Annotated in this window: 21 protein-coding genes and 1 pseudogene; 12 read left to right on the top strand and 10 right to left on the bottom strand. The window is 61.7% G+C overall.

Features of this window, described 5'->3' with window-relative positions; translation table 11 throughout:
• Positions 1 to 16 precede the first annotated feature (16 nt).
• The 4 genes from FFS45_RS02575 to FFS45_RS02560 all read left to right on the top strand — a co-directional run bounded on the left by FFS45_RS02575 (position 17) and on the right by FFS45_RS02560 (position 4961).
• A complete protein-coding gene (locus FFS45_RS02575) occupies positions 17 to 1240 on the top strand; it encodes an efflux RND transporter periplasmic adaptor subunit (RefSeq protein WP_137953142.1) in 1224 nt (407 codons plus the stop codon).
• Positions 1241 to 1275: 35 nt separating this feature from the next.
• Positions 1276 to 2718 carry an efflux transporter outer membrane subunit gene (locus tag FFS45_RS02570; RefSeq protein WP_137953439.1) on the top strand — a complete coding sequence of 481 codons (1443 nt, stop codon included), beginning with the start codon at positions 1276 to 1278 and terminating at the stop codon, positions 2716 to 2718.
• An 84-nt stretch (positions 2719 to 2802) separates the two neighbouring features.
• On the top strand, positions 2803 to 3489 hold the full coding sequence (locus FFS45_RS02565) for a heavy metal response regulator transcription factor (RefSeq protein WP_137953141.1): 687 nt from the start codon (positions 2803 to 2805) through the stop codon (positions 3487 to 3489).
• Positions 3486 to 4961, top strand: coding sequence for a heavy metal sensor histidine kinase (locus FFS45_RS02560; RefSeq protein ID WP_137953140.1), 1476 nt, complete (start codon positions 3486 to 3488; stop codon positions 4959 to 4961). The genes FFS45_RS02565 and FFS45_RS02560 overlap by 4 nt, the downstream gene beginning before the upstream one ends.
• A gap of 31 nt (positions 4962 to 4992) precedes the next feature.
• On the opposite strand, the gene FFS45_RS02555 is transcribed toward FFS45_RS02560, so the two are convergent.
• Complete coding sequence (locus tag FFS45_RS02555; RefSeq protein WP_137953139.1) at positions 4993 to 5508, bottom strand: lipocalin-like domain-containing protein; 516 nt, start codon at positions 5506 to 5508, stop codon at positions 4993 to 4995.
• Between the two features lie 108 nt (positions 5509 to 5616).
• Here FFS45_RS02555 and FFS45_RS02550 point away from each other — a divergent pair, with 108 nt between their 5' ends.
• Both FFS45_RS02550 and FFS45_RS02545 read left to right on the top strand, forming a co-directional pair.
• Complete coding sequence (locus FFS45_RS02550) at positions 5617 to 6501, top strand: LysR substrate-binding domain-containing protein (protein WP_137953138.1); 885 nt, start codon at positions 5617 to 5619, stop codon at positions 6499 to 6501.
• 1 nt (position 6502) lies between these two features.
• Positions 6503 to 7066, top strand: coding sequence for a GNAT family N-acetyltransferase (locus FFS45_RS02545; protein WP_171029549.1), 564 nt, complete (start codon positions 6503 to 6505; stop codon positions 7064 to 7066).
• A 14-nt stretch (positions 7067 to 7080) separates the two neighbouring features.
• On the opposite strand, the gene FFS45_RS02540 is transcribed toward FFS45_RS02545, so the two are convergent.
• The 5 genes from FFS45_RS02540 to FFS45_RS02520 all read right to left on the bottom strand — a co-directional run bounded on the left by FFS45_RS02540 (position 7081) and on the right by FFS45_RS02520 (position 13564).
• The gene (locus tag FFS45_RS02540; protein ID WP_137953136.1) at positions 7081 to 7671 is read right to left on the bottom strand and encodes a TetR/AcrR family transcriptional regulator; all 591 of its coding nucleotides are present in this window, start codon (positions 7669 to 7671) and stop codon (positions 7081 to 7083) included.
• Positions 7672 to 7725: 54 nt separating this feature from the next.
• Positions 7726 to 8844 (bottom strand): 3-deoxy-7-phosphoheptulonate synthase, encoded by a 1119-nt coding sequence (locus tag FFS45_RS02535; protein WP_137953135.1) that lies wholly within the window; start codon positions 8842 to 8844, stop codon positions 7726 to 7728.
• Positions 8845 to 9001: 157 nt separating this feature from the next.
• A complete protein-coding gene (locus tag FFS45_RS02530) occupies positions 9002 to 10489 on the bottom strand; it encodes a diguanylate cyclase (RefSeq protein ID WP_137953134.1) in 1488 nt (495 codons plus the stop codon).
• Between the two features lie 546 nt (positions 10490 to 11035).
• Positions 11036 to 12397 carry an MFS transporter gene (locus tag FFS45_RS02525; RefSeq protein ID WP_137953133.1) on the bottom strand — a complete coding sequence of 454 codons (1362 nt, stop codon included), beginning with the start codon at positions 12395 to 12397 and terminating at the stop codon, positions 11036 to 11038.
• Positions 12398 to 12481: 84 nt separating this feature from the next.
• Positions 12482 to 13564, bottom strand: coding sequence for a porin (locus FFS45_RS02520; protein WP_137953132.1), 1083 nt, complete (start codon positions 13562 to 13564; stop codon positions 12482 to 12484).
• 828 nt (positions 13565 to 14392) lie between these two features.
• On the opposite strand from FFS45_RS02520, the pseudogene FFS45_RS42205 reads away from it, so the two are divergent.
• The 3 genes and pseudogenes from FFS45_RS42205 to FFS45_RS02505 form a co-directional block, all read left to right on the top strand.
• A pseudogene (locus tag FFS45_RS42205) lies at positions 14393 to 14509 on the top strand (ATP-binding protein); the annotation flags it as partial.
• A gap of 307 nt (positions 14510 to 14816) precedes the next feature.
• On the top strand, positions 14817 to 15326 hold the full coding sequence (locus tag FFS45_RS02510) for a GAF domain-containing protein (protein WP_137953131.1): 510 nt from the start codon (positions 14817 to 14819) through the stop codon (positions 15324 to 15326).
• A gap of 207 nt (positions 15327 to 15533) precedes the next feature.
• The gene (locus FFS45_RS02505; RefSeq protein WP_137953130.1) at positions 15534 to 16193 is read left to right on the top strand and encodes a M24 family metallopeptidase; all 660 of its coding nucleotides are present in this window, start codon (positions 15534 to 15536) and stop codon (positions 16191 to 16193) included.
• Between the two features lie 137 nt (positions 16194 to 16330).
• On the opposite strand, the gene FFS45_RS02500 is transcribed toward FFS45_RS02505, so the two are convergent.
• Complete coding sequence (locus FFS45_RS02500) at positions 16331 to 16756, bottom strand: PRC-barrel domain-containing protein (protein WP_137953129.1); 426 nt, start codon at positions 16754 to 16756, stop codon at positions 16331 to 16333.
• 313 nt (positions 16757 to 17069) lie between these two features.
• On the opposite strand from FFS45_RS02500, the gene FFS45_RS02495 reads away from it, so the two are divergent.
• Positions 17070 to 18065: a hypothetical protein gene (locus tag FFS45_RS02495; protein ID WP_137953128.1), complete on the top strand. Its 996-nt coding sequence runs from the start codon at positions 17070 to 17072 to the stop codon at positions 18063 to 18065.
• The gene (locus FFS45_RS02490) at positions 18062 to 18583 is read left to right on the top strand and encodes a hypothetical protein (protein ID WP_137953127.1); all 522 of its coding nucleotides are present in this window, start codon (positions 18062 to 18064) and stop codon (positions 18581 to 18583) included. The genes FFS45_RS02495 and FFS45_RS02490 overlap by 4 nt, the downstream gene beginning before the upstream one ends.
• Here FFS45_RS02490 and FFS45_RS02485 read toward each other — a convergent pair.
• On the bottom strand, positions 18514 to 19347 hold the full coding sequence (locus FFS45_RS02485; RefSeq protein WP_137953126.1) for a helix-turn-helix transcriptional regulator: 834 nt from the start codon (positions 19345 to 19347) through the stop codon (positions 18514 to 18516). The two genes, FFS45_RS02490 and FFS45_RS02485, sit on opposite strands and share 70 nt — an antisense overlap.
• Positions 19348 to 19504: 157 nt before the next feature.
• Between FFS45_RS02485 and FFS45_RS02480 the strand changes: the two genes are divergently transcribed.
• On the top strand, positions 19505 to 19756 hold the full coding sequence (locus FFS45_RS02480) for a hypothetical protein (protein WP_137953125.1): 252 nt from the start codon (positions 19505 to 19507) through the stop codon (positions 19754 to 19756).
• A 233-nt stretch (positions 19757 to 19989) separates the two neighbouring features.
• Here FFS45_RS02480 and FFS45_RS02475 read toward each other — a convergent pair whose 3' ends face one another.
• Both FFS45_RS02475 and argS read right to left on the bottom strand, forming a co-directional pair.
• A complete protein-coding gene (locus tag FFS45_RS02475; RefSeq protein WP_137953124.1) occupies positions 19990 to 22740 on the bottom strand; it encodes a TonB-dependent receptor in 2751 nt (916 codons plus the stop codon).
• 825 nt (positions 22741 to 23565) lie between these two features.
• A complete protein-coding gene (argS, locus tag FFS45_RS02470; protein ID WP_137953123.1) occupies positions 23566 to 25305 on the bottom strand; it encodes an arginine--tRNA ligase in 1740 nt (579 codons plus the stop codon).
• Positions 25306 to 25316: the final 11 nt, after the last annotated feature.

The following is a 25316-nucleotide window of genomic DNA, read 5'->3' as shown; positions in this document are numbered from 1 at the left end:
TTGACGGCTGACTGAGATGACTGAGAAAACTCACGCTTCGCTAGCAATCCCCGCGCGGGATACCGAGGATGGGCACGCGTTGCCGCCCCGCAACCGCGAGTGGAAACGCGCCAAGCTCGCCATCTGGATCGTGCTGATCCTGCTGGCGCTCGGCGCCTTGCGCACCGTGGTGGCGGACATTCTGCAAAGCCGGTCGGTAGCGGAAACGACCCAGCAAAACGCGATCGAATACGTCAACGTGGTGACACCCACGCAGGCCGACGGCAGTGGCAACACCCTGCTGCCGGGTACGATGCGCGGTTACGTCGAGTCGCCGATCTATGCACGCGCAACCGGTTACCTGCTGCACTGGTACGTCGACATCGGCGCACAGGTGAAGCAGGGGCAGTTGCTGGCCGATCTCGACACGCCGGAGATCGATCAGGAACTGGCGCAGGCGGTAGCGCAGCGCGACCAGATCAACTCGAGCCTCGGACTGGCGAAGACTTCATATGAACGCTGGCAACAACTGCGTCAGCGCGATGCGGTCTCGCAGCAGGAACTGGATGAGCGGCAAAGCACCTACAACCAGGATGTGGCGAACCTCGCCGCAGCCGATGCGAATGTCGGGCGCCTGCGGCAGCTCGAATCGTTCAAGCGGATCGTCGCGCCGTTCGCCGGGGTGGTGACGCAGCGTAACGTCGACGTCGGCGACCTGATCGATGCCGGCAGCGGCACCAGCCGCGCGCTGTTCGCACTGGCGCAGTCCGATCCGCTGCGGGTCTACGTGCAACTGCCGCAGGCTTATGCGGAGAATGTGTCGGTCGGCAAGCAGGTGGTGGTGACCCAGGCCGAATTGCCGGGGAAACAGTTCCACGGCACGATCACCCATATCGCCGGTGCGATCGATGTGCCGACCCGTTCGCTGCAGATCGAAGTGCGGCTGCCCAATCCGGACGGCGCGCTGCGCCCGGGTGCGTATGTCCAGGTGGCGGTGCCGGCTATCGCGCATGCCGACATCATGGTCCCCGGCAATGCCTTGCTGTTCCGCGCCGAGGGACCGCGGATGGCGGTGGTCGACAATAACGGCGTCGTGCATCTGCGCAAGGTCGTGATTGCGCAGGATCTCGGACAGACGCTCGAGATCGAGAGCGGTATCGAGCCGACCGACAAGGTCATCATCAATCCGAGCGACTCGATTGGCGATGGCGATCACGTGCAGATCCAGCCGGTGTCGAAGACCAGCAAGGGGGCGGCGTGAAGCGTTTCCGCCCGATCGCTGTGCCGCAAATCCGCATGGTAGCGGCGGCTACCGGCGTGGCGCTGCTGGCAGCGTGCACCGTGGGCCCCGATTACCAGCAGCCGCATGCCGACGCGCCGCCCGAGTGGCGCACCGATTCGTACTGGCATGTGGCCGAGCCGTCGCACGCGCCGCTGGCGCCAACGTGGTGGATGAGCTTTAACGACTCGACGCTCAACACGCTGGAGGCCCAGGCGCTCGACCAGAACCAGACGCTCGCCGCTGCGGTTGCGCACTACGAGCAGGCCAAGGCGACGCTCGCGAACACCGCGGCGCAACGGATTCCCGAGGTCGATCTCGGCGGCACGGCGGAGCGGCTGAAGATTTCGAAGGACCGGCCGCTGACCTCCTATGGCACGCCGAACCAGACGACCGTGCAGAACGGCCTCACGATCGGGCCGTCGATCAACTACGACACCGACCTGTTCGGCCGGATCCGGCGCGAAGTGGAAGGGGCGAAGGCCTCGGCGGAGCAATCGCGCGACGACCTCGCCAACGCGCGCCTCGTGCTGACCACGAATCTCGCCACCGACTATTTCTCGCTGCGCGAGCTCGATGCCGAGATCGACGTGCTGAACCAGTCCGTGATCCTGCAGCAGAAGGCGCTCGACTACGTTACCTCGGAACACGAGCTGGGTTCGGTGTCGGGGCTCGACGTGCTGCAGCAGAAGTCCGAACTGGATTCGACCAAGGTGCAGGCGCAACTGCTGCTTGTGCAACGGGCGCAGAATGAACACGCGATTGCCGCGCTGGTGGGTGTGCCGGCGCCGCAATTCTCGATCGAACCCAAGGTGATCGAGATGACAGTCCCGCAGATTCCGCTGGGCGTGCCGAGCGATCTGCTGCAACGGCGTCCCGACGTGGCCTCGGCGGAGCGCGCGATGGCGGCGGCGAATGCGCAGATCGGCGTCGCCAAGGCGGCATTCTTTCCGAGCCTCACGCTCACGCCGAGTATCGGCTGGCAGAGCACCAATTTTGCGGACCTGTTGAGCGCACCTAGCCTGATGTGGACGCTTGGCGCGGCGTTCTCGCAGGTCGTGTTCGACGGCGGCCGCCGCTCGGCGAACGTCAAGTTTGCCAGCGAAGGCTACCAGGCGGCGCAGGCGAATTACCGTCAGACCGTGCTTACCGCGTTCCAGCAGGTGCAGGATGGGGTGACCGGACTGTCGGTGCTCGACGGCGCGTCGCGGCAGTCGCGCGATGCCGTGGCCGACGCGCAGCGGCTGCTGTCGCTCGCGAACGATCGCTATTCGGGTGGCCTCGTCGCCTATCTGGACGTGATCACCGCGCAGCAGGGGCTGTTGACGAGCGAGCGCCAGGACGTGCAGATTCACGGCCAGCAGATGACGTTATCGGTCTCGCTGGTCGAGGCGCTGGGTGGCGGCTGGGACGTGAGCGCGCCGGCTGCCGATAAAGAAGCATCGAACTATACAAACTGAGTTTTGCAGTGAGAGAGGGGAGTGCACGGCCCGCAGACGGAAAAACGAGGCGTTTCGTATAATGTAAGGAATTAGGGGGCGCAAATGAAACTGCTCATCGTTGAAGATGAACACAAAGTGGTGGACTACCTGCGCTCGGGGCTGACCGAGCAGGGCTGGGTGGTCGACATTGCGCTCGATGGCGAGGAAGGCATGCATCTGGCCACCGAGTTCGACTACGACGTGATCGTTCTCGACGTGATGCTGCCCAAACGTGACGGCTTTAGCGTGCTGAAGGCATTGCGCATGCGCAAGTCCACCCCGGTCATCATGCTGACCGCACGCGATCACATCAACGACCGCGTGCGCGGCCTGCGCGAAGGCGCGGACGATTATCTGACCAAGCCGTTCTCGTTCCTCGAACTGGTGGAGCGGCTGCATGCGCTGGCGCGCCGCACCCGCTCGCAGGAGTCCACGCTGATCTCGATCGGCGATCTGTTTGTAGACCTGATTGGACGGCGAGCCTCGCGCGACGGCGTGCGCCTTGACCTGACCGCCAAGGAATTCCAGTTGTTAAGCGTGCTGGCGCGCCGTCAGGGCGACATTCTGTCGAAGACCGCCATTACCGAGCTGGTCTGGGACGTCAACTTCGACAGTCACACGAACGTGGTCGAGACTGCTATCAAGCGTCTGCGCGCCAAGCTGGACGGGCCGTTTCGCACCAAGCTGCTGCATACGGTGCGCGGCATGGGTTATGTGCTCGAAGTCAGGGAGGAGGCGGAATTGTCATGAACCGCTCGATTGCCCGCCGGCTCGCGTTGATGTTCGCACTCGTCGCGTTGTCGGTCTTTACGCTGGTCGGCACGGGGCTGTTTCTCGTGATGCGCATGCAACTCGACCACCACTTGCGTGAGTCGCTCGACGACCGCATGGAGATTGCGAAGATCATCGTGTCCCACTCGGTGACGTCGGACAAGTGGCGCATGGCGCGCGAGAAACTGACCGACATGTCGCCGCGCGACGGCACCACCATGTATTCGGTCTCGAGTGACGATCCGAATTTCCACTACGGCCAGCCGGTTCAGGGCCGCGTCACGGATAGCTGGCCCGGCGGTTATACGCGGGTGCAGCCGTCGACCGGCGGGCAGGCGATGCTGATCAATACCCTGTCGATTCCCGCTAGCGGCATACGGCCAACCGTCCAGCTACAGGTGGCCGCAAGCTGCCAGCCGAACGTGCGCACCATGCGGGCCTTCGGCGCGGCGCTTGCCGCGCTTTCGGCCTTGGGCAGTCTCGCGGTGCTGTTGCTCAGCTACTCGGTGACGCGCATCGGCCTCGCGCCGCTGCGGCGTCTGACCAAGGACGCCTCCGAAGTCAGTCCGAACAACCGCTCGCAGCGGCTCAACACAGCGTCGTTGCCGCTTGAACTGAACGACCTTGCCAACTCCTTTAACGGCGCACTGGAGCGGCTCGACGGTGCATACGGCCGGCTCGAATCGTTCAACGCGGACGTCGCGCATGAACTGCGCACACCGGTCACCATCCTGATCGGACAAACCGAAGTGGCGTTGACGCGCAACCGCTCGGTCGAGGATCTGCGCCATACGCTGCAATCGAACCTCGAAGAGTTCGAGCGCATGCGCGCGATCATCAACGACATGCTGTTCCTCGCGCGTGCCGACCAGGGCGAGCGCGCCACCGGGCTGGTGGAAGTGTCGCTTGCTGCGGAAGTCGCGCGTACGCTGGAGTTTCTCGAGATTCCATTTGACGAGGCACAGGTGCGGGCCGTCTCACGCGGCGACGCCATGGCGCCGGTGAACCGCTCGCTGTTCGGGCGTGCCTGCACCAATCTGCTGATGAACGCGATCCAGCATTGCGCGCCCGGCGACACGGTTACGGTGACGATTTCCCGTGTAGACGACCAGGTGCACATCGCGGTTGCGAATCCGGGGAAGGCGATCAATCCTTCGACGCTCGACCACCTGTTCGACCGCTTCTTCCGGGCCGAGGTGTCGCGTACGAATAGCCGTGAGAATCACGGCCTGGGGCTGGCAATCGTCAAGGCGATTGCGGAGATGCACCGCGGTACGGTGTCGGTTGAGAGCCGCGATGGTGTCAATACGTTCGCGTTTTCCGTCGATGTTTCGCGCATCGAGGTGCCCGCTGTACGTGAGACGGCGCCAGTCACAGTCGAGCGCGGCGCGCCTGCGGTCGGCGGCACAGCAGAGGTGGCGCCGGCAGGAAGAGTGGCGATGCGAGGTTGATGGCGCGGCGCGTGGCGGCAAGCCACGCGCCTCAGTTCAGGCGGCGCCATTGCACCTCGCCGGTCGCTCCGGCGCCGGAGGTTGGCGTCGGCACAATATATGTCAGCGTGTCGCCGTCGATCTGGATCTTGCGAATCTGCTCGGTTCCCTCCCAGTTTGGAAAGCTCGCATGATCGATATGGAAGGTGATCGTGTGGGCGTTTTCATTCACCGTATATCTGCCGAAGTGGGCATTGCTGCCCGTCACCGCGGCCTTATATTCGGCCGGTGTTGCCTCCGAGCGATCGTTGGAGGCGAATTTCCGGTTGTCGCCGCGCATCATCTGCAATGCATAGCGGCCGTGCGCATCGAACACCAGCATGCCCTGCGGATTGTCGCCGTACAGATGAATGCGCGTACCGTCGGGCAGCAGATTGTCGACGCGCACGAGCGTCCAGCTGCCGGCTAGCGCGGGGACGGAATCAGCGTTTTGTGCAAACGCAGACCCGGGCGGCAAGGCCGAAAGAGCCAGACCCGCAATAGCGATTAACTTGATTCGGTTCATCATGTGGTGCTTCCTCTGTCCGCTTGAGATGCCCAAGAGTAGTCACGGCACGAGGTTCGGAAAAGCGAAAAATATGCTACGGTTTCGGTGACTTAAAGGCGCCAGTGATCCATGCCCATTCCATCGTTGCGTAACCTTCAGGTGTTCGAGGCAGCGGCACGTCATGAAAGTTTTCGCGCGGCGGCGGACGCGCTATTTCTGACGCATGGCGCAGTGGGACGCCAGGTGCGCGCCCTGGAGGTGGAACTCGGCGTGACGTTGTTCGCGCGTGTGGGTCGCCGCGTGGTCCTCACACCGCAAGGGCGTCAACTGCAACTGGCTGTAACCGATGCGCTCAAGCTGATTACGGATTCAACCAGCATATTGCGCCGCGAGGCAACAGAGTCGAGTCGTTGTTTGCCGATCACGGTGCTGCCGTCGTTCGCCACGCGCTGGCTGACGCCGCGCTTAAGCGACTTTGAGGCGCGCTATCCTGACATCGAGCTGGAAGTGATCGCCACGATTGCGCCGCTCAATCTGGCCGCCAAGCGGATCTCGCTCGGCATTCGCAACGGTGCCGGCAAGTGGGAAGGCTTGAGCGCCGAACGTTTGGCCGAGGAGAGCTTGTTTCCCGTGGCCGCCGCACATGGCATTGATGGTTTCGCGGCGCTACCGCACTCGGCGCACGAACTGCTGCATTATCCGCTCCTGAATCCATACGATGCGTGGGACGAATGGTTTCGCCGTGCGGGCGTGGTCGCGGCGGCGTCGCGCGCAGGGGCCACCTACGAAGATGCGCTGTTGCTGCTGCAAGCGGTTGAAGAAGGCAAAGGTGTCGCGCTAGGACGGAAACGGCTGGTAGAGGATGCGTTGCGGGCCGGGACCCTCGTGCGATTGCCGGGCCCGTCGATTCCGTCGCGGCGCGACTACTATGTGGTGTATCCCGAGGGGCAGCCGCTCACTGAGCCGGCGCGAGTCTTTGTCACGTGGCTGCACGAGCAGATGCGGGAGGATTGAAATGGAAAACGCGCCCGTGCTCATTCCCACCGGTCGTTGCCTGCTCAGACCCGCCGCGCCGGAAGACTACGATGCGCTGGTTGCGGCCATCGGTTCACCGGCGTTTCCGCAGGAACTCCCGCTTCCCGATCTGTATCGGCAAGGTAAGCTGCAAGCCTGGTTCGACTCGATGCTGAGCATGTCGCAAGAAGGTAAGGCCTGCGTATTTTCAATCGATCTGCAGAGCGGCGCCCGTTGCATCGGCCAGGTCTCGCTCGTGCGTCGGGGCACGTCGGCGAGCTGGAATCTGGCCTTCTGGCTGCATTCGTCGCATTGGGGCGCGGGCCTCGCGGCGGAGGCGGCACAAGCCATGATCCGTTATGCGTTCACCGTCATGATGGTCGATGAGGTGTGGGCCGGAGCCGCGCTCTGGAACCAGCGCAGCATCCGGACACTCGACAAGCTCGGCTTGCAGCCCGTCGACAGCGCACAACTGGATAGCAGTCTCGCCGGCTTGCACATCAGCTCCATCGCCCGCGAGCATTGGTTGAAGACCTGCGGCGAAGCGGGCCACGGCCTCGCCTGAAGCGGCGCCCGGGTTCAGGATTTACCGCGGGGAGCAAGCTGTCGCGTCAACATCGAGCTGAAAATTTCCAGCGCTTGCGTAGTACGACTAAGATCTCCGCTTCCCAGGAATTCCAGCATCAGGCCGTCCATGACGGCGCCGCATAAGGTTGCGATGGCGGGACGCTGCGGCGATGGTGGCAGCGCATTCTCAATCAGCGTCTGCCAACTGGAAGCATTGCGCTCTACATAGCGGGCATAGGCGGCCGGGTTCTGCATCGCCAGCATATGCACTTCGAAGAACAGCCGGATATACGGGCTGTTTCGCGGATCCACCGACCACTTCCAGAACGACATCATTCCGTTGGCATTCCCGCCGTCGCGCATCATCGCTTCCAGCGATTGCTGGATACGCCGGCGCGCTTCATCCATCACGGTGGTGATCAGTTCGTCCTTGCTGCCGAAGTGATAGATCAACAGGCGCGAACTGCTGCCGATCTGCTCGGCCAACGGGCGCAGCGACAGATCGGCTACCCCGTGGGCGAGGAAATAATCGAGGGACCTGGCGATCAGTTCGTCTTTTCGTTCCATGAAGCGCACGGTACATGAAGCGGTCGCTTCACTCAAGCCCTTTTTGAGGACGCGGGTGCCCGTCAGGGCCGGTCGCGTGTGCCTTGCGCCTCAGCGAGCGCGCCGCGCACGTGCCGCTTCGGCCAGCGTGTCGAGCACCGGCTCGGTCTGGGCCCAGCTCAAGCACGCATCGGTGATCGACACGCCGCAGCGCAGCGGCACGCCTGGCTTCAGGTCCTGACGGCCTTCCTCCAGGTTGCTCTCGATCATCACGCCGATAATGCGCTGCTCGCCTCCCGCGAGCTGCCGCGCGAGATCCTGCGCCACGTCGATCTGGCGCAGGTGCGACTTGCCGGAGTTGGCGTGCGAGCAGTCCACCATGACCTGTTCGCGCAGACCCGCCGCGCGCAGCGCGGAGCAGGAGGCCTCTACCGACTCGCTATCGTAGTTCGGGCCTTTCTTGCCGCCGCGCAGGATCACATGCGCGTCGTCATTGCCGCGCGTTTCGAAGATTGCTGCCATGCCCATTTTCGTCATGCCCATGAAGGCGTGGCTCGCGCGCGCCGCGACGATCGCGTCCGCGGCGATCTGCACGCCGCCGTCCGTGCCGTTCTTGAAGCCGATCGGGCAGCTCAGGCCGGAAGCGAGCTGGCGATGGCTCTGGCTTTCGGTGGTTCGCGCGCCGATCGCACCCCACGCCACAAGGTCCGCAATGTATTGCGGGCTCAGCAGGTCGAGGAATTCGGTGCCGGTGGGCAAGCCGAGGGCGCTGATCTCCAGCAGCAGCTCGCGCGCCCGGCGCAGGCCTTCGTTGATGCGGAAACTGCCGTCGAGCCGCGGGTCGTTGATATAGCCCTTCCAGCCCACCGTCGTGCGCGGCTTTTCGAAGTACACGCGCATGACGATCAGCAGGTCGTCGCGCAGCGCGTCGGCGGCGTGCTTGAGGCGGCGCGCGTAGTCGAGCGCCTGGTCGTGGTCGTGAATCGAGCAGGGCCCGACCACCACCACCAGCCGGTCGTCACGGCCGTGCAGGATGCCGGCGATCTCCGCGCGGCTGCGCTCGACCAGCGCCTGCACTTCGGGCGGCACGGGCAGATCGTCTTGCAGCAGGGCGGGCGAAATCAGCGGACGTACCGCGCCGATCCGCACGTCGTCGATGCGGGTCGTGTCCTGGGTCGCGTCGGCCACACCGACTTCGCGGTCATGTAAAGGATTGTCGATGCTGCTCAAGATGTTCTCCTGGGTGCTGGATGCACGATGGTAACCCTCGATTATCGCACTCCCGGCGCTCATCTCGCGCGTAAATGATGCCTGTGCCGCACGAAGATTGCCTTTGGCGCGAGAATTCTCGTGATATGGCGCACCCCGTGCGTTACTGCTGGCCGGGCTACGCGGTCGCTTCGATGCGGTTGCGGCCACCCTGTTTGGCGCGGTATAGCGCCTGATCGGCTGCCTCGATGAGCTCGCTCACACCGTACTGTGACGACTCGAGCACGGCAACCCCCACACTGACGGTGACGAAAGGTCCTGTCGACGTTTCGTTGCGGATCTTCAGTGTACGCACGGCTTCCTGCATGCTGCGGGCAACCATGCGTGCGCCGGACGCGTCGGTGGCGGGCAGGATGGCCGCGAACTCCTCGCCGCCGTAGCGGGCGAGCAGATCGCCGCTGCGCGGCAAGGCCGATTGCAGGGCAAGCGCAACCGAGACGAGACAGCGGTCTCCGGCCGGATGACCATAGCGGTCGTTGAGCATCTTGAAGTAGTCGATATCGATCAGCAGCAGCGCCAGCGGGTAGCGATTGCGTATCGCGCGATTCCATTCGAGCACCAGCGCCGCGTCGAAGCGGCGGCGATTGGCGGTATTGGTCAGCGCATCGGTGAGCGCCATCTGTTCGAGGCGGTCGTGCGCTTCGTGCAACTCGCGTTGTACCCGGATATAGCGGCCCTGCAGCGTGGTCGAGCGGGTCGCGTAGACGACAAGGGCGGTGAAGATGCCCACCGTCCCCGCATAGAAATGCTGGCGCATCAGCGAGATGCTGAGCGCGAGCAGCGCTACCGTATAGAAGATCGGGCTGACGTTTTCGATGAACAGGGCGAGAGCCTGCTTGTGCGGCGTCCGTTCGGGCTCCTCGCGCAGTGCCCGTGGCGCCACGGCTGCCACGGCGAGGAACAGGAACGGCAGGTCGATCAGCGCGTCGATCGCCGCGTGCCCGTCGTTCGTGGCGGCCCAATTGTTATACACGTAGGCGGCGATCGCGTAGATCCAGAGGAAGCAGAACAGGATCGCATAGAAGCGGCGCTCTGGGCCGCGCGGCTGCGCCAGAAGACGCAAGGTGGCCGCCACGGCAAGGATGACGTTTTCCGCGTTATAGAGCAGGACCAGCGTCGTGGTCGAAATGGGTTCGAGCGGTGTGGCCGCAAACGGCATCACCGAAAACAGGCTGACGTAGAACAGGAAGCCCGTCAGCAGGGCCTGCGCAGTATCCATCCAGACGAAGAACGGGATGTTCTGATTCGCCGAGACCGACGAAATGGCGAGCAGTACCGGCACGCCGTAGAGGAAAAACGAAAAATCGGAGAACCACGCGGCGCTCTGCGGGAGGTGCTGGAGGAGATCTTCCCAGGCACTGAGGGAAATGCCGCAGGTCCACAGGAATATCCCGGCGGCCAGCAATATCCACGGGGAACGCGACTCGGGCTCTTCGGCTCCGACGCGCCAGCAGCAAGCGGCGAAGGCCAGGGCCGGAGCCAGCAACATGAACGGATAGGTAATGAGCGTGGCTTGCGCGCGAAACACCAGTAGGCATATCGCGTGCAAAGAGGCGAACGAGATAGCGAACAGCGCGAGATGTGAGAGCTTCGGCGGGCGGTGCACGGTTTGTCCCCGGAGTTCGGCAAGGCAACGAAAAGCAGATGGAAGGGCTGACGCCGATTCAAGGCTCTCTTTGCTCGTTTATACCGGCAATCCACATACTCCGATCAACGGCGCCGCTGGCTAAAACTTGAATGCCAATGGATGGACAGCCGTATGACCCATGGTTATCCCCTATGTAATCCGGAATCTAACGCTAATGCCGCTTGGCCGTTAAAGATTCTCATACCACGCCGGTTGGCGAATTAGGTACAGACCCGCAGTGTTTGGGGCAGTGTCGCATTTTTCGCTTTGGCGTGACAATCCCGCCCATCGTTGCCGATGGTTATTTTGTTGCTGGTTACTGCGTCGTCGTCGCATTCATGTTTTCAAACCGCCGTTTGGATTTGCGGCGGTGCGTGTCGATTCTTTGGTGCGTTGTTTGTTGTTCGTTGTGCGAACGCGGCGAGCGTTTGACGAACCGGAGTCGGGACTCTGGCCGACGCTTTCGTGCCCTGATTTTCCCCAAAGAGCCGGAAAGCGGCGGCCGTGATAAAGCGCGTCGGCTTTTTAATGCATCACCGACTCCCGTATCCCATTCTGCGATGAGCTTTCGCCTCGACGCCCCCAGTGTTTGATCATCAATGCGATGGCCGCCACGATGCCGCCAATGGCCAACGTTGCAAAAATGCCCGCGAGGCTGGCGTGCTCACGAGTAAGCTCCGCGACCAGAAACGAGCCGGCCACGCCGCCAAAGCGGCCAATGCCAAGCATCCACGCCACGCCGGTGCCTCGCCCTTCAGTCGGATAGAAAGCGGCGGCAAGCGAGGGTAGCGATACTTGCGCCGTATTCATGAGAACGCCCGAGAGAAGCACGAATACGATCAGCAGCCCCACATTGCCGATCACCTGACCGATCAGGCACACGCTTACTGCCGTCAACGCATAGCATGCCGCGACGACGCGATCCGGACTGAAGCGATCCATGAAGATTCCGGACAGGACAGCGCCGATTCCACCGAGCGGGAATAGCGCGGAAATCAGCGTTGCGCCGCGTGGGCTCAGGCCAGAATCCTTGAGCAGAATCGGCATCCAGTTGATCACGGCGTAAAAGATCACAAGTCCCATGAAGTAGGCGACCCACAACATCAAGGATCCCACGATGTAGCGGCGCGACAGCACCACCCGAATGCCGCCTTTGCGGCTGCCGCCCTGGGGTGCGGCATTCATCTCGAACGACGGCATCGCATTCGCGTCCGGCGAAATACGCCGCAAGACTGCACGGATCGCATCGCCAGAGAATGGCTTCGACACCATATACCGGATCGATTCAGGCAGCTTGAAAAGCATCACTGCGGCGAGCACGAGCGGCGTGATTCCGCCAAGCAACAGTACGCTATGCCAACCAAACTGAGGAATCATCCACGCGGCAAGAAAGCCGCCGCAGGCAGCGCCGAGGGGAAAACCGCAAAACATCAGGTTGGTCAGCATGGCCCGGCGCGTATCTGGGCAAAACTCCGATGTCATCGTAACTGCATTGGGCATCGCGGCTCCTAGTCCGATGCCCGTGATAAAGCGCGCAATCGTCAACTGTGAGATATCGGCGACAAACGCCGAAGCAAGGCAAGCGATACCAAAAAGGATGGTTGACCCGATCAACAAGGACCGCCGACCGATCCGGTCAGATAGCGGGCCTGCCACAATTGCCCCGAACGCGAGGCCGAACAGGGCCGCGCTCAGTACAGGCGCAAGCATGGGCTTACTGATATGCCATTCGGTGACCAGAGATGGCGCGATAAACCCGATTGCCGCCGTATCGAATCCATCCAGTAGAACAATGACCAGGCAAAGCGTGAAGATCAGCCATTGAAATCCGGAAAATGGATGTTCGTTGATAAAATCCTGTACGTTGACAGATGAATGCTGACTCATGTCTTCTCCTGTTGAGTCCCATGTAGAATTTGCTCGTGGTTTTCAGACGAGCGCCCGCTGGACCGAGGACTCGTCTTGTGCCATCTAGAAGCTGTGACGGATGCCAATGTCCGCTCCGATGGTTGTCCCCTGAACGCCGTTAAGCGCGTTGCTGACGGATAATCCCGTATCCATTGCTCCATGGTTGTTCACAGCACCCAACTGCGCATATAGCGCCGTACGGTGTGACAGGAAATATTGGGCGCCGATTGCGCCCATCACCGAATGATTTGTAGTGTTGTTGCGATCTACCGTGTAATAGACACCACCGTTCAGATCGATAGTCGGCGTGACGAAATAGTCCAGCCCCCCGCTATAAACATAACTGTTGAAAGACCCCGCCACGTTATAGTTCACAAGAGAAGCACTTGCGGTAACTGTGCCGAACGCATAGCTGACACCGATCATGCGGCCCACGAACGCGAGCGTCGTTGGAGGTGTTGTGACTACCGTACCGCCACTATTGCCGTCATAGAATGACGCGTCGATCAGGAAGCCGCCATTCTTGTATTTGAGGCTGGCTGAATACTGTCGTCCAGCCTGGAAATTGCCGGCCTCGCCGCCAAGCGCGAGCATCACGCTAGCCTCCAACCCCGCGATATCAGGCGTCGTATACGAAACTGCATTCGAATTGAACACACTCGTACCCGCGACATTGTCGAGGTACGTGACCAGACCACTGCCAAATTGCGACCATCCGCGAGCGTCCACCTCGAGCGCGGATGTAAAGAATGGCGAAAACTGCATACCCGCCTTCACTGAGCCGTACTTGTCGCTATTCAGCGAGACCCACGCCTGCCGGCCAAACAGATTACCGTTCGAGTCGTTGTAACCACCATTGGCGACGCTGATCCCACTTTGCAGATTGAATTTCACCTTCAGGCCACCTCCCAGATCCTCGGTACCAGTCAAACCGAACTGCGACGGGGCGGAACCGCTATCGATCATGGAAAACTGGCTACCTGAATTGCGTCCGGTGCTGGAGTCGAGTGTCTTGCTCGTATAGAGCAATCCGCCATCGACAATGCCGTACAAGGTGACGCTGCTTTGCGCATGTGCCGCGCTAACCAGCGCAAGGCCCGCGATAATCGTGCACGCTCTAAAGAAATATTCCCGTTTGACTGACATGGCTTGTCTCCTTTCTATCGTAATCTAACAACGTCAATATAATTAGTAATGCTATGTAATTGATTTAGCCTGGACCCATATATCTACCCGTCCCATTACCTTGGCGATCAAAATCAATCCGCTGGGCGAGTAAGCCCGCCGTGACGGGGGCGGGGCATCACCCGGTCATCGTGCAAATATTTTTACGCCTCCTCCGAAAACACAGAAAAGCCATTCCTGGGATACGGCGACATAAGTCCCGCGGGAGATTCCCGTGTCAGTCACTCTTCGAGTGCCTATGTTGTGTTCGTTAATCGAACATATTGTCCGTATAACGAACAAATCAAGATATTGCGGATACTAGGAGCGCGTCGCATGCTCCGCATATGCGGGGCAACCCTGGGATCTGGAGAAATTGTGTGGCATCCCGATCGGCGAGCCGCATACGGCCGCGTTTGATGAGTACTATTGAGTATTTGGATAGTATGTATTCGGAGATCACGCACGTTCTCTGCGTCAACTATTTTCGAGAGATGTTCCCGAATTCACGTGCAATTGACTTGCCTGATGCAAAACGCCTGATGTGTATGCTGCTTGGCGGGCGTGGTTTCGCATATCCCATTACTAATCATTACCGCTCGTGAGGAAAGTTGTCAGAAGCTTCGATGCTTGAAAGCATGCGGATGTGATAAGTAATAATCTGAAATGTAAGCATGACTAACATATTGCGCTTATAACCTGTGCCGTTAGGGACATTGCCGTGTGGCACGGGCATCCATTGAAAGATTTTGAAAGATAATTCATCGGGCAAAGGTAACCGAAAGATCGATGTCGACGGACCCTGGTGACGCCGGGGCGCTGCGGCAAACGCTGATTCACCAGCGCTACAAGCTTGATCGCAGAGTCGTCGTCGCATCGAATCGTGTCGTACAGGACTGGGGTTCGCATCCTGGCGGCGAGACGATACGCAATACTCGGTACCCTGGTCAGCCGGTCATGGCGCAGCCAGATGCTACGCCCGCGCGGCAAGACGCTAAGGGCGTAGCGTCTGAGTACCTCATTGGCGGTACGGACCTGGCCGCTGTCGTTGCGACCCGGCGGCCAGCGGCGTCTGAACTGGGAGTCCGGGGCAGAACGAGCGCCTTAGCGACCCCCAGCGCCGCCGAGCCGAGGAGCGTAAGATACGCGTTTGCATAACGACGGGCGGCGTCATCAGCGAAGCACGCTGAGCGCCGCTTCGTTCCCTTGGCTTTCGCTATGGATGGCGTCATTCATGTTTCAGGCTTCCACCCCCTCATCGCAACCTTCCAAACCGGCTCAATACGACGAACTGATCGCCCAGGCGCGCTCGCTGATGGCGGACGAAGCGGACCGCATCGCCAATGCGGCGAATTTTTCCTCGCTGGTGTTCAATTCGCTGGATGGGCTGAACTGGGCGGGTTTTTATTTCTTCGATGGCGTCGAACTGGTGGTCGGGCCGTTCCAGGGCAAACCGGCCTGTGTGCGCATTCCACTCGGCAAGGGTGTATGCGGGACCGCGGCGCAGACCCGTGCCACCCAGGTGGTGCGCGATGTCCATGAGTTTCCGGGCCATATCGCTTGCGATTCGGCATCGCAGTCGGAGATCGTGGTGCCGCTCGTTGCCGCCGACGGCGCATTGATCGGCGTGTGGGATGTCGATAGTCCGCTGGTTGCACGCTTTGATGACGAGGACGCCAAAGGCATGGAGGCGTTGTGCCGGGTTTTCGTCGAACTCGCGTGGACGCCGGCGAGTTCGAAGTAACGACAAAAGAGGCCGTCCGCTCGCGACGGTCTTTCTTCCTTGATTCCCCTTTGACTGTTGCTGCAATTTACCACCGTCTGCATTCACGTTATATTCCCACGGATATAACGTAAGCTGCGAGGTGAAGCCTTCAGCTCATCGCGCATGCATTTTCACGGTCACATGGCGACCGCGATACGCAGACAGATAACCGGAAAGAGGTAATCTTTGAACAGCAATCTGAAGCAGGCAGTCGGCGAAAATTTTTCTGTCGAAGCAATGCGTCACGCACGCACGATGACCTGGAAGGTGGTTGATGAAGTGGCGCAGAAAATCCGTCCTGGCATGCGCGAGTCAGAGGCGAACGTGCTTTGCAAAGAGATTCTGCGCGAGTCTGGCATGGACCGGATCTGGCATCCGATCCTGATCCGCTTCGGCGAAAACACGCTGAGAACCTTCAAGCAACCGTCGCAGTCCGACCCGCAACTGGCAGCCAACGATATTTATTTCGTCGACCTCGGCGTCGTCTGGGACCGTCACGAAGGCGATGCCGGCGCCACCTTCGTGGTGGGCGGCGATCCCGAGATGAAAGCCTGCGCCGATGCGGCGAAGGTGATTTTTGCGCAGGTCGAGCAGCACTGGCGCGCCACGGGCGCGGGCGGCAAGGCACTCTACGATTATGCGTCGCAGCAGGCCGAGGCGTTGGGCTGGCGTTTGAACGTGGACATCAAAGGGCATCGCGTCAGCGATTTCCCGCACGCCATCTATAAGGCAGGAAACCTCGGCGACTATGACGAACGGCCCGACCCGTGCCTGTGGATTCTGGAAATACAGATCGCGCATCCGACGCGGCCGTTCGGCGCGTTTTACGAAGATCTGCTCGGCTAACCGGTTGAATGGCTCGCCCGACGACGTTGCGATGGCGTGCGATGGTTGCAGCTAACCTGGTGAGTTGCAACCATCGCGCGGCAGCCGCAGTGCGTTAAAGATCCGGCGACCCTGCTACCGGGGCCTCTACCGTGCCGTTATTGCGCGTCGGTCTTCTTGGGCTTGGGCGGCGACTGCACCTTGGCGTACTGGAACGCCGGCGTGGCCTTGAGCGCGTCTTTGGTGGCGCCCGGCAGATACAGGTTGCCGCTGCGCACGTCGAGCGCCTCGATCGGCACCGCGACGTCATGCGTGGCGACACCGAGGAAGCCGCCTGCCGAGAGGATGGCGGCGGAGACCGAGCCGTCTGGCGCGACGATCAGATCGCGCACCGTGCCGACTTTTTCGTTCTGGTCGTTATAGACCGTCTTGCCGAGCACGCTCTTCTTGACGCTCCAGCCCTGCAGAAGCGCCTGGGATTGCTCGACCGTGACGCTCAGAGGCTGGGCGCCGGCGACCTGGGCGTGGGCGTCGATACATGCTGCAAGTGCCACTGCTACGCATATTGTCTTGTGCAAAGCCATGTCGTTTACTCCGTGGTTGAATCCGGTTCTTGCCGCGTTCACGCATCATACCTTTCATGCCGCCAGGGTGCAGCGTAGCGGGCCTCGCTGCGGCAGGCACCTGCGTGAAGCGCTTGCAGGAACTTATGTCACGCCATGTCACGGCGTTTCGGCCGCGCCCGCTGAAGCCCGCCTGGCGGGCGTTCCAGCGGCCCCCCGGACGGTGAAACGGCGCGACATATCTTCTCGATAGCTCAGGTTCACCGGTCCTTCTATATTCCGTTCGTCGCCACGCCGAAGCGCTCAATGTGGCCCGAACCGTGAAGGACTTGCCGTGAATTTCCCATCATTCTCTCTTCCTGCTGCCGGCGCTTCGCTGGCCTCTTTAGTGGACGCCACATGCGCCCGCCTCACCGTGCAAAAGCTCGCGCTTGCTGCGACGGCTGCCGCGTTGGTGCTGGCCAGCGCGCCGGCCTCCGCCTGGACCTCGCGCGGCACCGCCTACACGTCGCGCGGGGTCTACAACGGCGCGCATGCAGGCTCCTGCGGCGGGGGAAGCTGTTCGCACGCGGGCGGCGTGGTGGGTCCGTGGGGCGGGCTCGCCACCAACACGGGCACCGTGACGCGCACGGCGCCGGGGCAGTTTTCGAATTCGGGTACCGCGACCGGACGCTATGGCAATTCGGTCCAGCACTCCGGCGATACCAGCTGCGCAGGCGGCACCTGCGCCCACACCGGCACGCTGACCGGGCCCGACGGCAAGACCGCGACCACGTCAGGCAGCGTGACGCGTGATGCACCCGGCCAGTATTCGTCATCCGGCTCGGTCACGGGCGCGAACGGTAATACGGTCAACCACTCGGCTTCAACCAGTTGCGCGGGCAATTCCTGCTATCGCTCAGGCACGGTGAGCGGCGCCGACGGCGGTACCGTGAATCACTCGGGCTCTGCGACACGGGTCGCGCCGGGCGTGGTGACGACGACCAGCAGCGTGACCGGCGTGCACGGCACGACCGTCACGGGTAGCGGCACGGTGGTCGCCGGTGGCACCGTCACAACCGGCACCGTCACAACGGGCGGCGCCGCGGTCGTGGTCCGCACGCCTGCGACTGCTGCGGTAGTCGTGCCGCCGCCGGTTGCCTATGTGCCGCCGCCGCCGGCTGTCTATGTGCCGCCGCCGCCCGTTGTCTATGTCCCGCCGCCACCTCCGGCACCGGTGGTGTATGTAGCGCCGCGCGTGGTCTACGTCGCACCGCCTCCGCCGCGTCCGGTGGTGTGGGTGCCGGGCCATTGGGTCGGGGCGGTCTGGATTCCGGCGCACTGGGCATGAACGAAGACCTGCACCTCGACTTGCAAGCGGGCTCGCTGGCGACGCGCTCGCCAGAGCCCACCTCGCGTAGCCGCTCGTTACGCAAACGCTGCGGGATTGCGCTGCTGATGGCGGCACTCTCGGCGGTGGTCGCGATTACGGCCACAGCCGGTGGCGAGGCGAACGCATTCGCGCTGCCGGTGCCGCTTACGGAGGCGCCGCCTTCAGAGGTGCCGTTCACGGCGGTGCCGCTCACGAAAGCGCCGCTCACGGACGAACTCCCGCCGCATGTGCAACAGGCGCCGCGCCCGCTTGCCCTGGATTCAGCGTCGCCGCCATGCGGATTGCACTACGCGGCCTTGCTCGACCTCGCCGAGCTCGCGCGCCACTACGGCAAAGGTTCCGGCGCCTATCGGCATGCCTTTGGCAGTGTGACGAACCAGCTCGATGCTTGCCGCAGCGATGAACGCTATGCGGCGGCGTCGCCGGGGCCGGCCGACACGCCTCGCGCAGGCGCGCCAGTCGATTCGTATGACTGAAAATAGCGGCTTGGTGTCGTGCCCATGGCGCGCTTGAACATGGCGATAAAGGCACTTACGTTGTCATAGCCGAGTTCGAGCGCGACAGTCGTAACCGGCAGGTCAGCGGCAAGCATCTCGAGCGCGCGCAGCAGACGCGCCTGCTGGCGCCACTCGGCAAAACTGAAGCCCGTTTCGTCGACAAAGCGGCGGGTCAGCGTACGCGGCGCAACGGCCGCCCATGCTGCCCACTCTTCGAGCCGGCGGTTGTCCGCGAGGTCGCGGCTGAGCGCTTCGGCAATACGCTGCAAGCGTGGATCTTCCGGCATCGGCAAGCCAAGGCGCTCGCGCGGCAAGCCGCGGATCTCATCGACGATGACCCCGGCTATGCGCATTTGCGCTTCGTCGAGGACAGCGTCGTGCCAACTGGCGGCACGTTTCACCGCTTCACGCAGCAACGCCGATGTGCGGATCGTACAGGGCTCGGCGGGGAGCAGCGCGCAGGCCGTCTCTTCGATATAGACGCTCCAGCCGGAGTAGGCGCCATGCGAGCGAAGCGAATGTTCGCGATGCGGCGGAATCCATACCGCGTGGATGGCCGGCACGACCCATTGCTGCTTGTCGACGCCAACCGACAGCAGGCCGCGCATCGCCCCCAGCAATTGACCGCGAGCGTGATGGTGCGAGGCCGTGACGCGCGTCTCCATACCGTTCTGTGCGACGGCGATAAGAAAAGCGCCGCTTGAGGACTGCGCTCGGCTCGGGGAAATCAAATGATTGGACATGGCCGGATCAACGTATCGAATGACCTTTATACCGGAGACGCGCCGGGGCCGTCCAGCTACAGTGGGATCTCGACACAGGCTGGCCTGAGCGACGCAACCTGCCGGGCAACCGGCCAGCCATTTCGCGATTTACACCCACTCGTCAAGGAGAGCAACGATGAGAGCAGAAGAGCTATTGCCGGACCACGTGAATCAGGCCGACCTCAATGGCGTCACCGTGCGCAAAGGCACGGTCGGCGCGTTCCTTTTCAACGCACGCGTCTGGTGTGACGGCAGCGCCGGCGTGCAAACCCGAGCGGCCGCCGAGCGCGATATCGTCGATGCCTTGCCGGCGTTGCGGGCCTTGGGCATCTTCGAGGTGATGGAGATTCGCGATGCCGCGCTGCGCACGCTGATCGAAGCGCATTGAGTTTGGCCGGCCGCTCGACGAATTCGCGGACGAAATCTGAACAGCAATGGGGGGTAACTTCAGAAGAGATCAGGTGTCCTGCTGATAAGGAAGCACGATTCGATGCGTGGCACGGGCACGGGGAGGCCGCTTCGTTATTCTGTTCTGCCATGAAAAATGGCCGCTCCGGTGGCTGAAAAGGGGAGCCGGAGCGGCCTGAGAGGAACTCGAATACGACTGACTCTGATACGTCTTTAGAATTTATACGTCGCGCCGATCTGGGCGAACACGCCCACGTAGTTATAGATCGAGGTGTCGTAGCCAGTCTGATCCAGCGTGCCGTTTGCAAAGATCGGATCGTACGGAGGCGTGCGGTTGAAGATGTTGTCGACGCCGCCGTAGAGGGTCCAGTGCTTGAAGCCGGTGTACGTTACCATCAGGTTGAACTGGCTGTACGAGCCGACTTTACCCGGAGCGGGCGCCGGCAAGAGATTCTGCGCGTACGGGCCCGTGAACTGCCACGTCAACGCTGCATCCCACTTGTGGTAAGCCCAGTCCAAGGTGGTGTTGCCCTTCCATCGAGGGAAACTGCCGCCGAACGGTTGCGAGATGGTGAAATTGTTGCCTGCGCCGTTTACCGGGGACGCGCCTGGTGAGCCGAGCTTGAAGCTATTCACGTAAGCCCAGTCACCCGAGATGGTGAACGTACCCGCAACCTTTGTCGGCAACGACTGACGGAACGTGCCTTCGAAACCGTTCGTGTCGAGGTAGCCCAGGTTCACGTACGGGATCACCTTGTACAGCAGGTTGCCCGACGAGTCGTAGACAGACTGCGAAGCAGGCCCTTGGCCAATCACGTTGTCGATGCGAATCTTGTACCAGTCGAGTCCAATGTCGGTCGTACGCGTTGGCGACAGTTCGAAGCCGATGTTGAGGTTTTTCGTACGCTCGGGCGACAGATTCGGGTTGCCCTCCGTAATCGACGTATAGTTCGCGCCGGTCTGCTGATCAACCTGGAGACCCAGCGTTTGCGACTTGCTGTCCTCAACGAAGGTCGGCGCACGGAACCCGCGGCTGTACGACGTGTACATCGTCAGCGCTTGCACGGGCTGATAGCGCAGGGCGAAGCGTGGTGAGAACGCACCGCCTACATCGCTGTAGTGGTCATAACGGCCCGACTGGCTGAACGTCAGGTTGCGGATGATTGGAACGTCGATCTGGTAGTACACGGCGGCCACGTTACGCTGGCCGTCCACCGTCTGAAGATTAGGGCTGACCACAACACCCTGCGAGAACTCGTAACCCGGAGTCAGGTCTTCGCTTTGGTGCGTAAACTGCGCACCGAACCCGATACCCACATCACCCGCCGGCAGATGGAACAGGTTTGGCGTCGAAATCGTCGCGTCAACCGTGTCTAGCTTCGAGATACCCAGATTGTTCGCGTCCTGGTATAGACCGTTGAACGCGCCCGGCGTAGCTGACGGATTCGCGAAGTTGAGCGCGCCGTTCTGGTAGATGTTGGTGAGCTGGTTCACGTTCAACTGGTTGGTGTACGTATTCGACACCGTGCTTTGCGAGTGACTGACCGAGGTTGCCCAGTCCCAGTCACTGTCACCGTACGGCAGCGTGAACGACCCCTTCAGGCCAGTCGACGCACGGTAATAGTTGGCATATGTCTTTTCCGCTACCGCGTTCGGGAACGCATAGGTGAGGGGAGTCGCCGCTCCAGTCGTGTTGTACGGATTGGTCACCGGCACCGTCGTGTTGAACGGCGTGAGCAACTGCGTCTGCGGATTCCAGACCAGCGCTTCTGCCTGCGGATTGCCTATAACGTTGCCCCACAAGCCGTTGTTCTGGGTGGTCGTGTTGTTGCTTTCCAGAAAGTCCGCGTACGCCGTCGTGGTGTCGTTGATCTTGAAGTCCGCGTGAATCTTCGCGTTGAGACGCTCGGTCATCGGCGCGATGGACATGCTGTCCGCCGTGTTGTAGCTGCAGACCGTACCCGCGGAGCCAGCAGTCAGCGAGTTGGTGGCTGCCGGACGCACCGAACCGCCGAACGCGCAGTTGTTCAATGCCTGCACGCCATTGGCCAGATTCCAGTACGACGGCGCGAGCAACGACAAACCGCCCGGCTGACCGGTGAAGTCCTGGTTAGCCGTCGAATCGCGGTCGGCCAGCGTCGAACCGTTGTCCTTGTAGGCGCTCGCCGCTATGGTGACGTTGAAGCGATCGGAGTTCAGATCGCCGAAGCCGCCGAGCACGCCAAACTTGTATGTGCCATTGCCCGCGCCGTTGGCGATCGAGCTGCCCAGGCCGCCATCGAGTTGCAGGCCCTGAAAATCGTGCTTCGTGATGATGTTGACCACGCCGGCAACAGCGTCCGAGCCGTATTGCGAAACGGCACCGGTCTTGACGATTTCGATCCGGTCGATGTCGTTCAGCGGAAGTGTGTTCAGGTCGAAGAACGAGTCGACGCTGTTGGAAAAGAATGCGAACGGCGCGACGCGCTGCCCGTCGACCAGCACGAGTGTGTATTTCTCGCTGAGGCCACGCAGGGCAATACCAGCGGCGCCCGCTGCAAAGTTCCCGGACTGGCCTTCGCTCCAGCTGTCGGCCGAGTTGGCAGACGTCGAGCGCAGGAAGTCGGAGACCGTCGTTGAGCCGCTATCCTGAATCTGTTTCTGCGAAACCGTTTGCACCTGGTTGTAGCCGACCTTGTCCGAACTGCGGATCAGCGAGCCGGTCACCTCGAACCTCTGCAACTGCTGCACTTTGCCGTTGGTGCCGGTCGTGCCCGTGGTGCCCGGTGTGCCGTTCTGCGCGTCGGCCGTGCCCGGTGTTGCGCCTGTTGCGTCACCTGGTGCCGTCGCGGCAGGTGTTGCCGGTGTGGCCTCCGTTGTGGCCGGCTGGCTTTGCGCGAACGCCGGAACGGCGATTGCAGCTGAGAGTGCCAGTTCCGCCCAGATTATTCTTCTGATGGCGATTGCTAATGCCCTTTGTTTCATTATTCCCCTCACACTTGTCAGTAAGGCTTTACGCTGTTGTGCGAAGAGAGGCCTTTTGGACCTCTCCACTCGATGGACGGCGTCACTCCGCCGTATTCCTTCAAAAGCTCCCACGCGTCGCCGCGCACCTCTGCTGCCGCGCTCGAAGCGCAGCCAAATTGGATTGGAGCTTGCTATTAGTATCGGACTACTAATTGTTTTTTTATCGAATTGCGCAGCGTTTTTAATCTTGCTAGGCAGGTATCTCGATTTGATGCTCAAACCATACTTCCGACACCTAGGCCTGCTGTTCAAGCACACGAAAACCTTTAGCATTCCTTACAAAATGCTTCACTCTTGCTCCACGTGTTGCATAAACTTAACCGCACGACAGGAAACCAACTACGGGGGAAACCCTTGTTCGTGGCGAGGCTCGGCGCACCTTGCCTCACTGGCATGACTGAGGCAGCCAACTCACCGCATTGGCTGGCTTGTATAACAGCTTCGGCTATGCCTTACGAGTAGTTGCAAGACACTACCAAGCCACAATGCCCGAGTCAAAATTTGTTTGATGGAAATAAATATTGTTGTTTTCTCGCCGATGCGTCAAAGCGGCGCACGGGGGCGATGATGCCGGTATCGTCGTCGCTGCTGCGGACTATGCGGGATGGATCGTGGCGTTGCAGCGCCGTCTGGGGCGGCTGCGAGGTAGCTGCCGGTGAAGGTCGGGCGTGATGCATGATGCCCGGATCCGCATCGCCAGATTGAGGGGTTAGAGTCTTTCGTCTAATTGTGGCCAGCCCGCCGTTCGCGCACGGCGGGCGCATCTCCGCCCGCGCGGCGAAATTACATCGTTTCGAGAACGTCGATGCCCAGCAGGCCAAGTCCTGTGCGCAGCGTATCGGCAGTCAGGCGGCATAACTGCAAACGGCTTGCACGTATCTCGCCGCTTGCATTGAGCACGGGGCAGGCTTCGTAGAAGCGCATCAAGGCGGCGGCCAGCTCATACAGATAGGCGCACAGGTAATTCGGCAGCGCGTCTTGCGCGACGGCGAGCACCGCGTCCGCAAAGCGCGCCAGTTGCAGGGCGAGTTGCCGCTCGGCCGGTTCCGCGAGAGTCACGGCGCCATTGACGTCCCACGCGCCGGCGCGGCGCAACACGCTCTGGATCCTGGTGTAAGCGTACTGAAGGTATGGCGCGGTATTGCCTTCGAACGACAACATGCTGGCCCAATCGAACACGTAATCGGTACTTCTGTTCTTGGCCAGATCGAAGTACTTGATCGCGCCGATGCCGACCACCTGAGCCACCGCGCGCCGCTCTTCCTCCGGCAATTCCGGGCTCTTCTCCGTGACCAGATTGAAGGCGCGTTGCGTGGCCTCGGCCAGCAGCTCGGCGAGCTTGACGGTGTCGCCGCTGCGCGTCTTGAACGGCTTGCCGTCGTCGCCTAACACCACGCCGAATCCGACATGCTCGAGCTGGACCCGCGGCGGCACGTAACCCGCCTTGCGCGCAACGGCGAACACCTGCTGGAAATGCAGCTTTTGCCGGGCGTCGACCACGTACAGCATCCGGTCAGCCTTGAGCGTGCCGGCCCGGTAACGGGCCGCGGCGAGATCGGTGGTGGAGTAGAGGTAGCCGCCGTCCTGCTTTTGCACGATATACGCGGCGGGCTCGCCGTCCTTGCCGCTGAACTCGTCGAGAAACACGACCTGCGCGCCCGCGCTCGTGACGGCGAGTCCTTTTGCCTGAAGGTCGGCCACGACCACCGGCAGATCGTCGTTATACGCGCTTTCGCCGTGCACGTCGGCAGGCGTCAGGCCGACGTTGAGCCGGCGATAGATCTCCTCGCAATGATTCATGGAGACTTCAAGAAACCGCTTCCACAGGTCCAGCACGCGCGGGTCCCCGCCTTGCAGCCTGACCACGTAGTCGCGTGCCCGGTCGGCGAATGCGGGGTCTTCGTCGAAGCGTTTCTTGGCGTTGCGGTAGAACACTTCAAGATCGGCGAGGGCGAGGTTCGTGGCGTCGTCCGGACCGGCTTCGTCCATGCTGGCCGTGAGCATGCCGAACTGCGTGCCCCAGTCGCCGACGTGATTTTGCGCGATCACCTTGTGACCGACGAAACGCAGCACTCTTGCCAGCGCGTCGCCGATTACGGTGGAGCGCAGATGCCCGACGTGCATTTCCTTGGCGAGATTGGGTGACGAGTAATCGATCGCGACACATTGCGCGGCGCCTTCGGCCACGCGCGGAACCGCGAGGCCGCCGCCGTCGTTGAGCGCTGCCGTCACCCAGCGCGCCAGATAGTCCGGCGCCACAGTCATGTTGATAAATCCAGGCCCGGCAATCTCGATGTGGCTAACAACGCCGTCGAGCTGCAGGTGATCGACCACCGTCTGCGCGAGCGCACGCGGGTTGAGCTTGCGCGACTTTGCTGCCGCCATGATGCCGTTGGCCTGGTAGTCCCCATGCTCGGGACGGCCGGCGGGTTGCACGTTCGCCGCGGCATCCGCACAGCCGGCTGCCGCGAGGGCATCCTGAACGCGGGCGTTGAGAAGCTGGAGCAGGGTCGGGTTCGGCATCGATCTGGGGC

This window comes from Burkholderia sp. 4M9327F10 (assembly GCF_005503145.1).
In the GTDB taxonomy this organism is placed as follows: Bacteria; Pseudomonadota; Gammaproteobacteria; order Burkholderiales; family Burkholderiaceae; genus Paraburkholderia.
Note: the sequence above shows the minus strand (reverse complement) of the source record. Positions and strands in the feature narration are given on the sequence as shown.

Bases quoted from the DNA above. Each gene is read 5' to 3' on its own strand.
- argS (WP_137953123.1), bottom strand. From the start codon at position 25,305: ATGCCGAACCCGACCCTGCTCCAGCTTCTCAACGCCCGCGTTCAGGAT.
- FFS45_RS02480 (WP_137953125.1), top strand. From the start codon at position 19,505: ATGAGAGCAGAAGAGCTATTGCCGGACCACGTGAATCAGGCCGACCTC.
- FFS45_RS02550 (WP_137953138.1), top strand. From the start codon at position 5,617: ATGCCCATTCCATCGTTGCGTAACCTTCAGGTGTTCGAGGCAGCGGCA.
- FFS45_RS02490 (WP_137953127.1), top strand. From the start codon at position 18,062: ATGAACGAAGACCTGCACCTCGACTTGCAAGCGGGCTCGCTGGCGACG.
- FFS45_RS02510 (WP_137953131.1), top strand. From the start codon at position 14,817: ATGTTTCAGGCTTCCACCCCCTCATCGCAACCTTCCAAACCGGCTCAA.
- FFS45_RS02475 (WP_137953124.1), bottom strand. From the start codon at position 22,740: ATGAAACAAAGGGCATTAGCAATCGCCATCAGAAGAATAATCTGGGCG.
- FFS45_RS02555 (WP_137953139.1), bottom strand. From the start codon at position 5,508: ATGATGAACCGAATCAAGTTAATCGCTATTGCGGGTCTGGCTCTTTCG.
- FFS45_RS02520 (WP_137953132.1), bottom strand. From the start codon at position 13,564: ATGTCAGTCAAACGGGAATATTTCTTTAGAGCGTGCACGATTATCGCG.
- FFS45_RS02525 (WP_137953133.1), bottom strand. From the start codon at position 12,397: ATGAGTCAGCATTCATCTGTCAACGTACAGGATTTTATCAACGAACAT.
- FFS45_RS02575 (WP_137953142.1), top strand. From the start codon at position 17: ATGACTGAGAAAACTCACGCTTCGCTAGCAATCCCCGCGCGGGATACC.
- FFS45_RS02485 (WP_137953126.1), bottom strand. From the start codon at position 19,347: ATGTCCAATCATTTGATTTCCCCGAGCCGAGCGCAGTCCTCAAGCGGC.
- FFS45_RS02565 (WP_137953141.1), top strand. From the start codon at position 2,803: ATGAAACTGCTCATCGTTGAAGATGAACACAAAGTGGTGGACTACCTG.
- FFS45_RS02570 (WP_137953439.1), top strand. From the start codon at position 1,276: ATGGTAGCGGCGGCTACCGGCGTGGCGCTGCTGGCAGCGTGCACCGTG.
- FFS45_RS02560 (WP_137953140.1), top strand. From the start codon at position 3,486: ATGAACCGCTCGATTGCCCGCCGGCTCGCGTTGATGTTCGCACTCGTC.
- FFS45_RS02545 (WP_171029549.1), top strand. From the start codon at position 6,503: ATGGAAAACGCGCCCGTGCTCATTCCCACCGGTCGTTGCCTGCTCAGA.
- FFS45_RS02500 (WP_137953129.1), bottom strand. From the start codon at position 16,756: ATGGCTTTGCACAAGACAATATGCGTAGCAGTGGCACTTGCAGCATGT.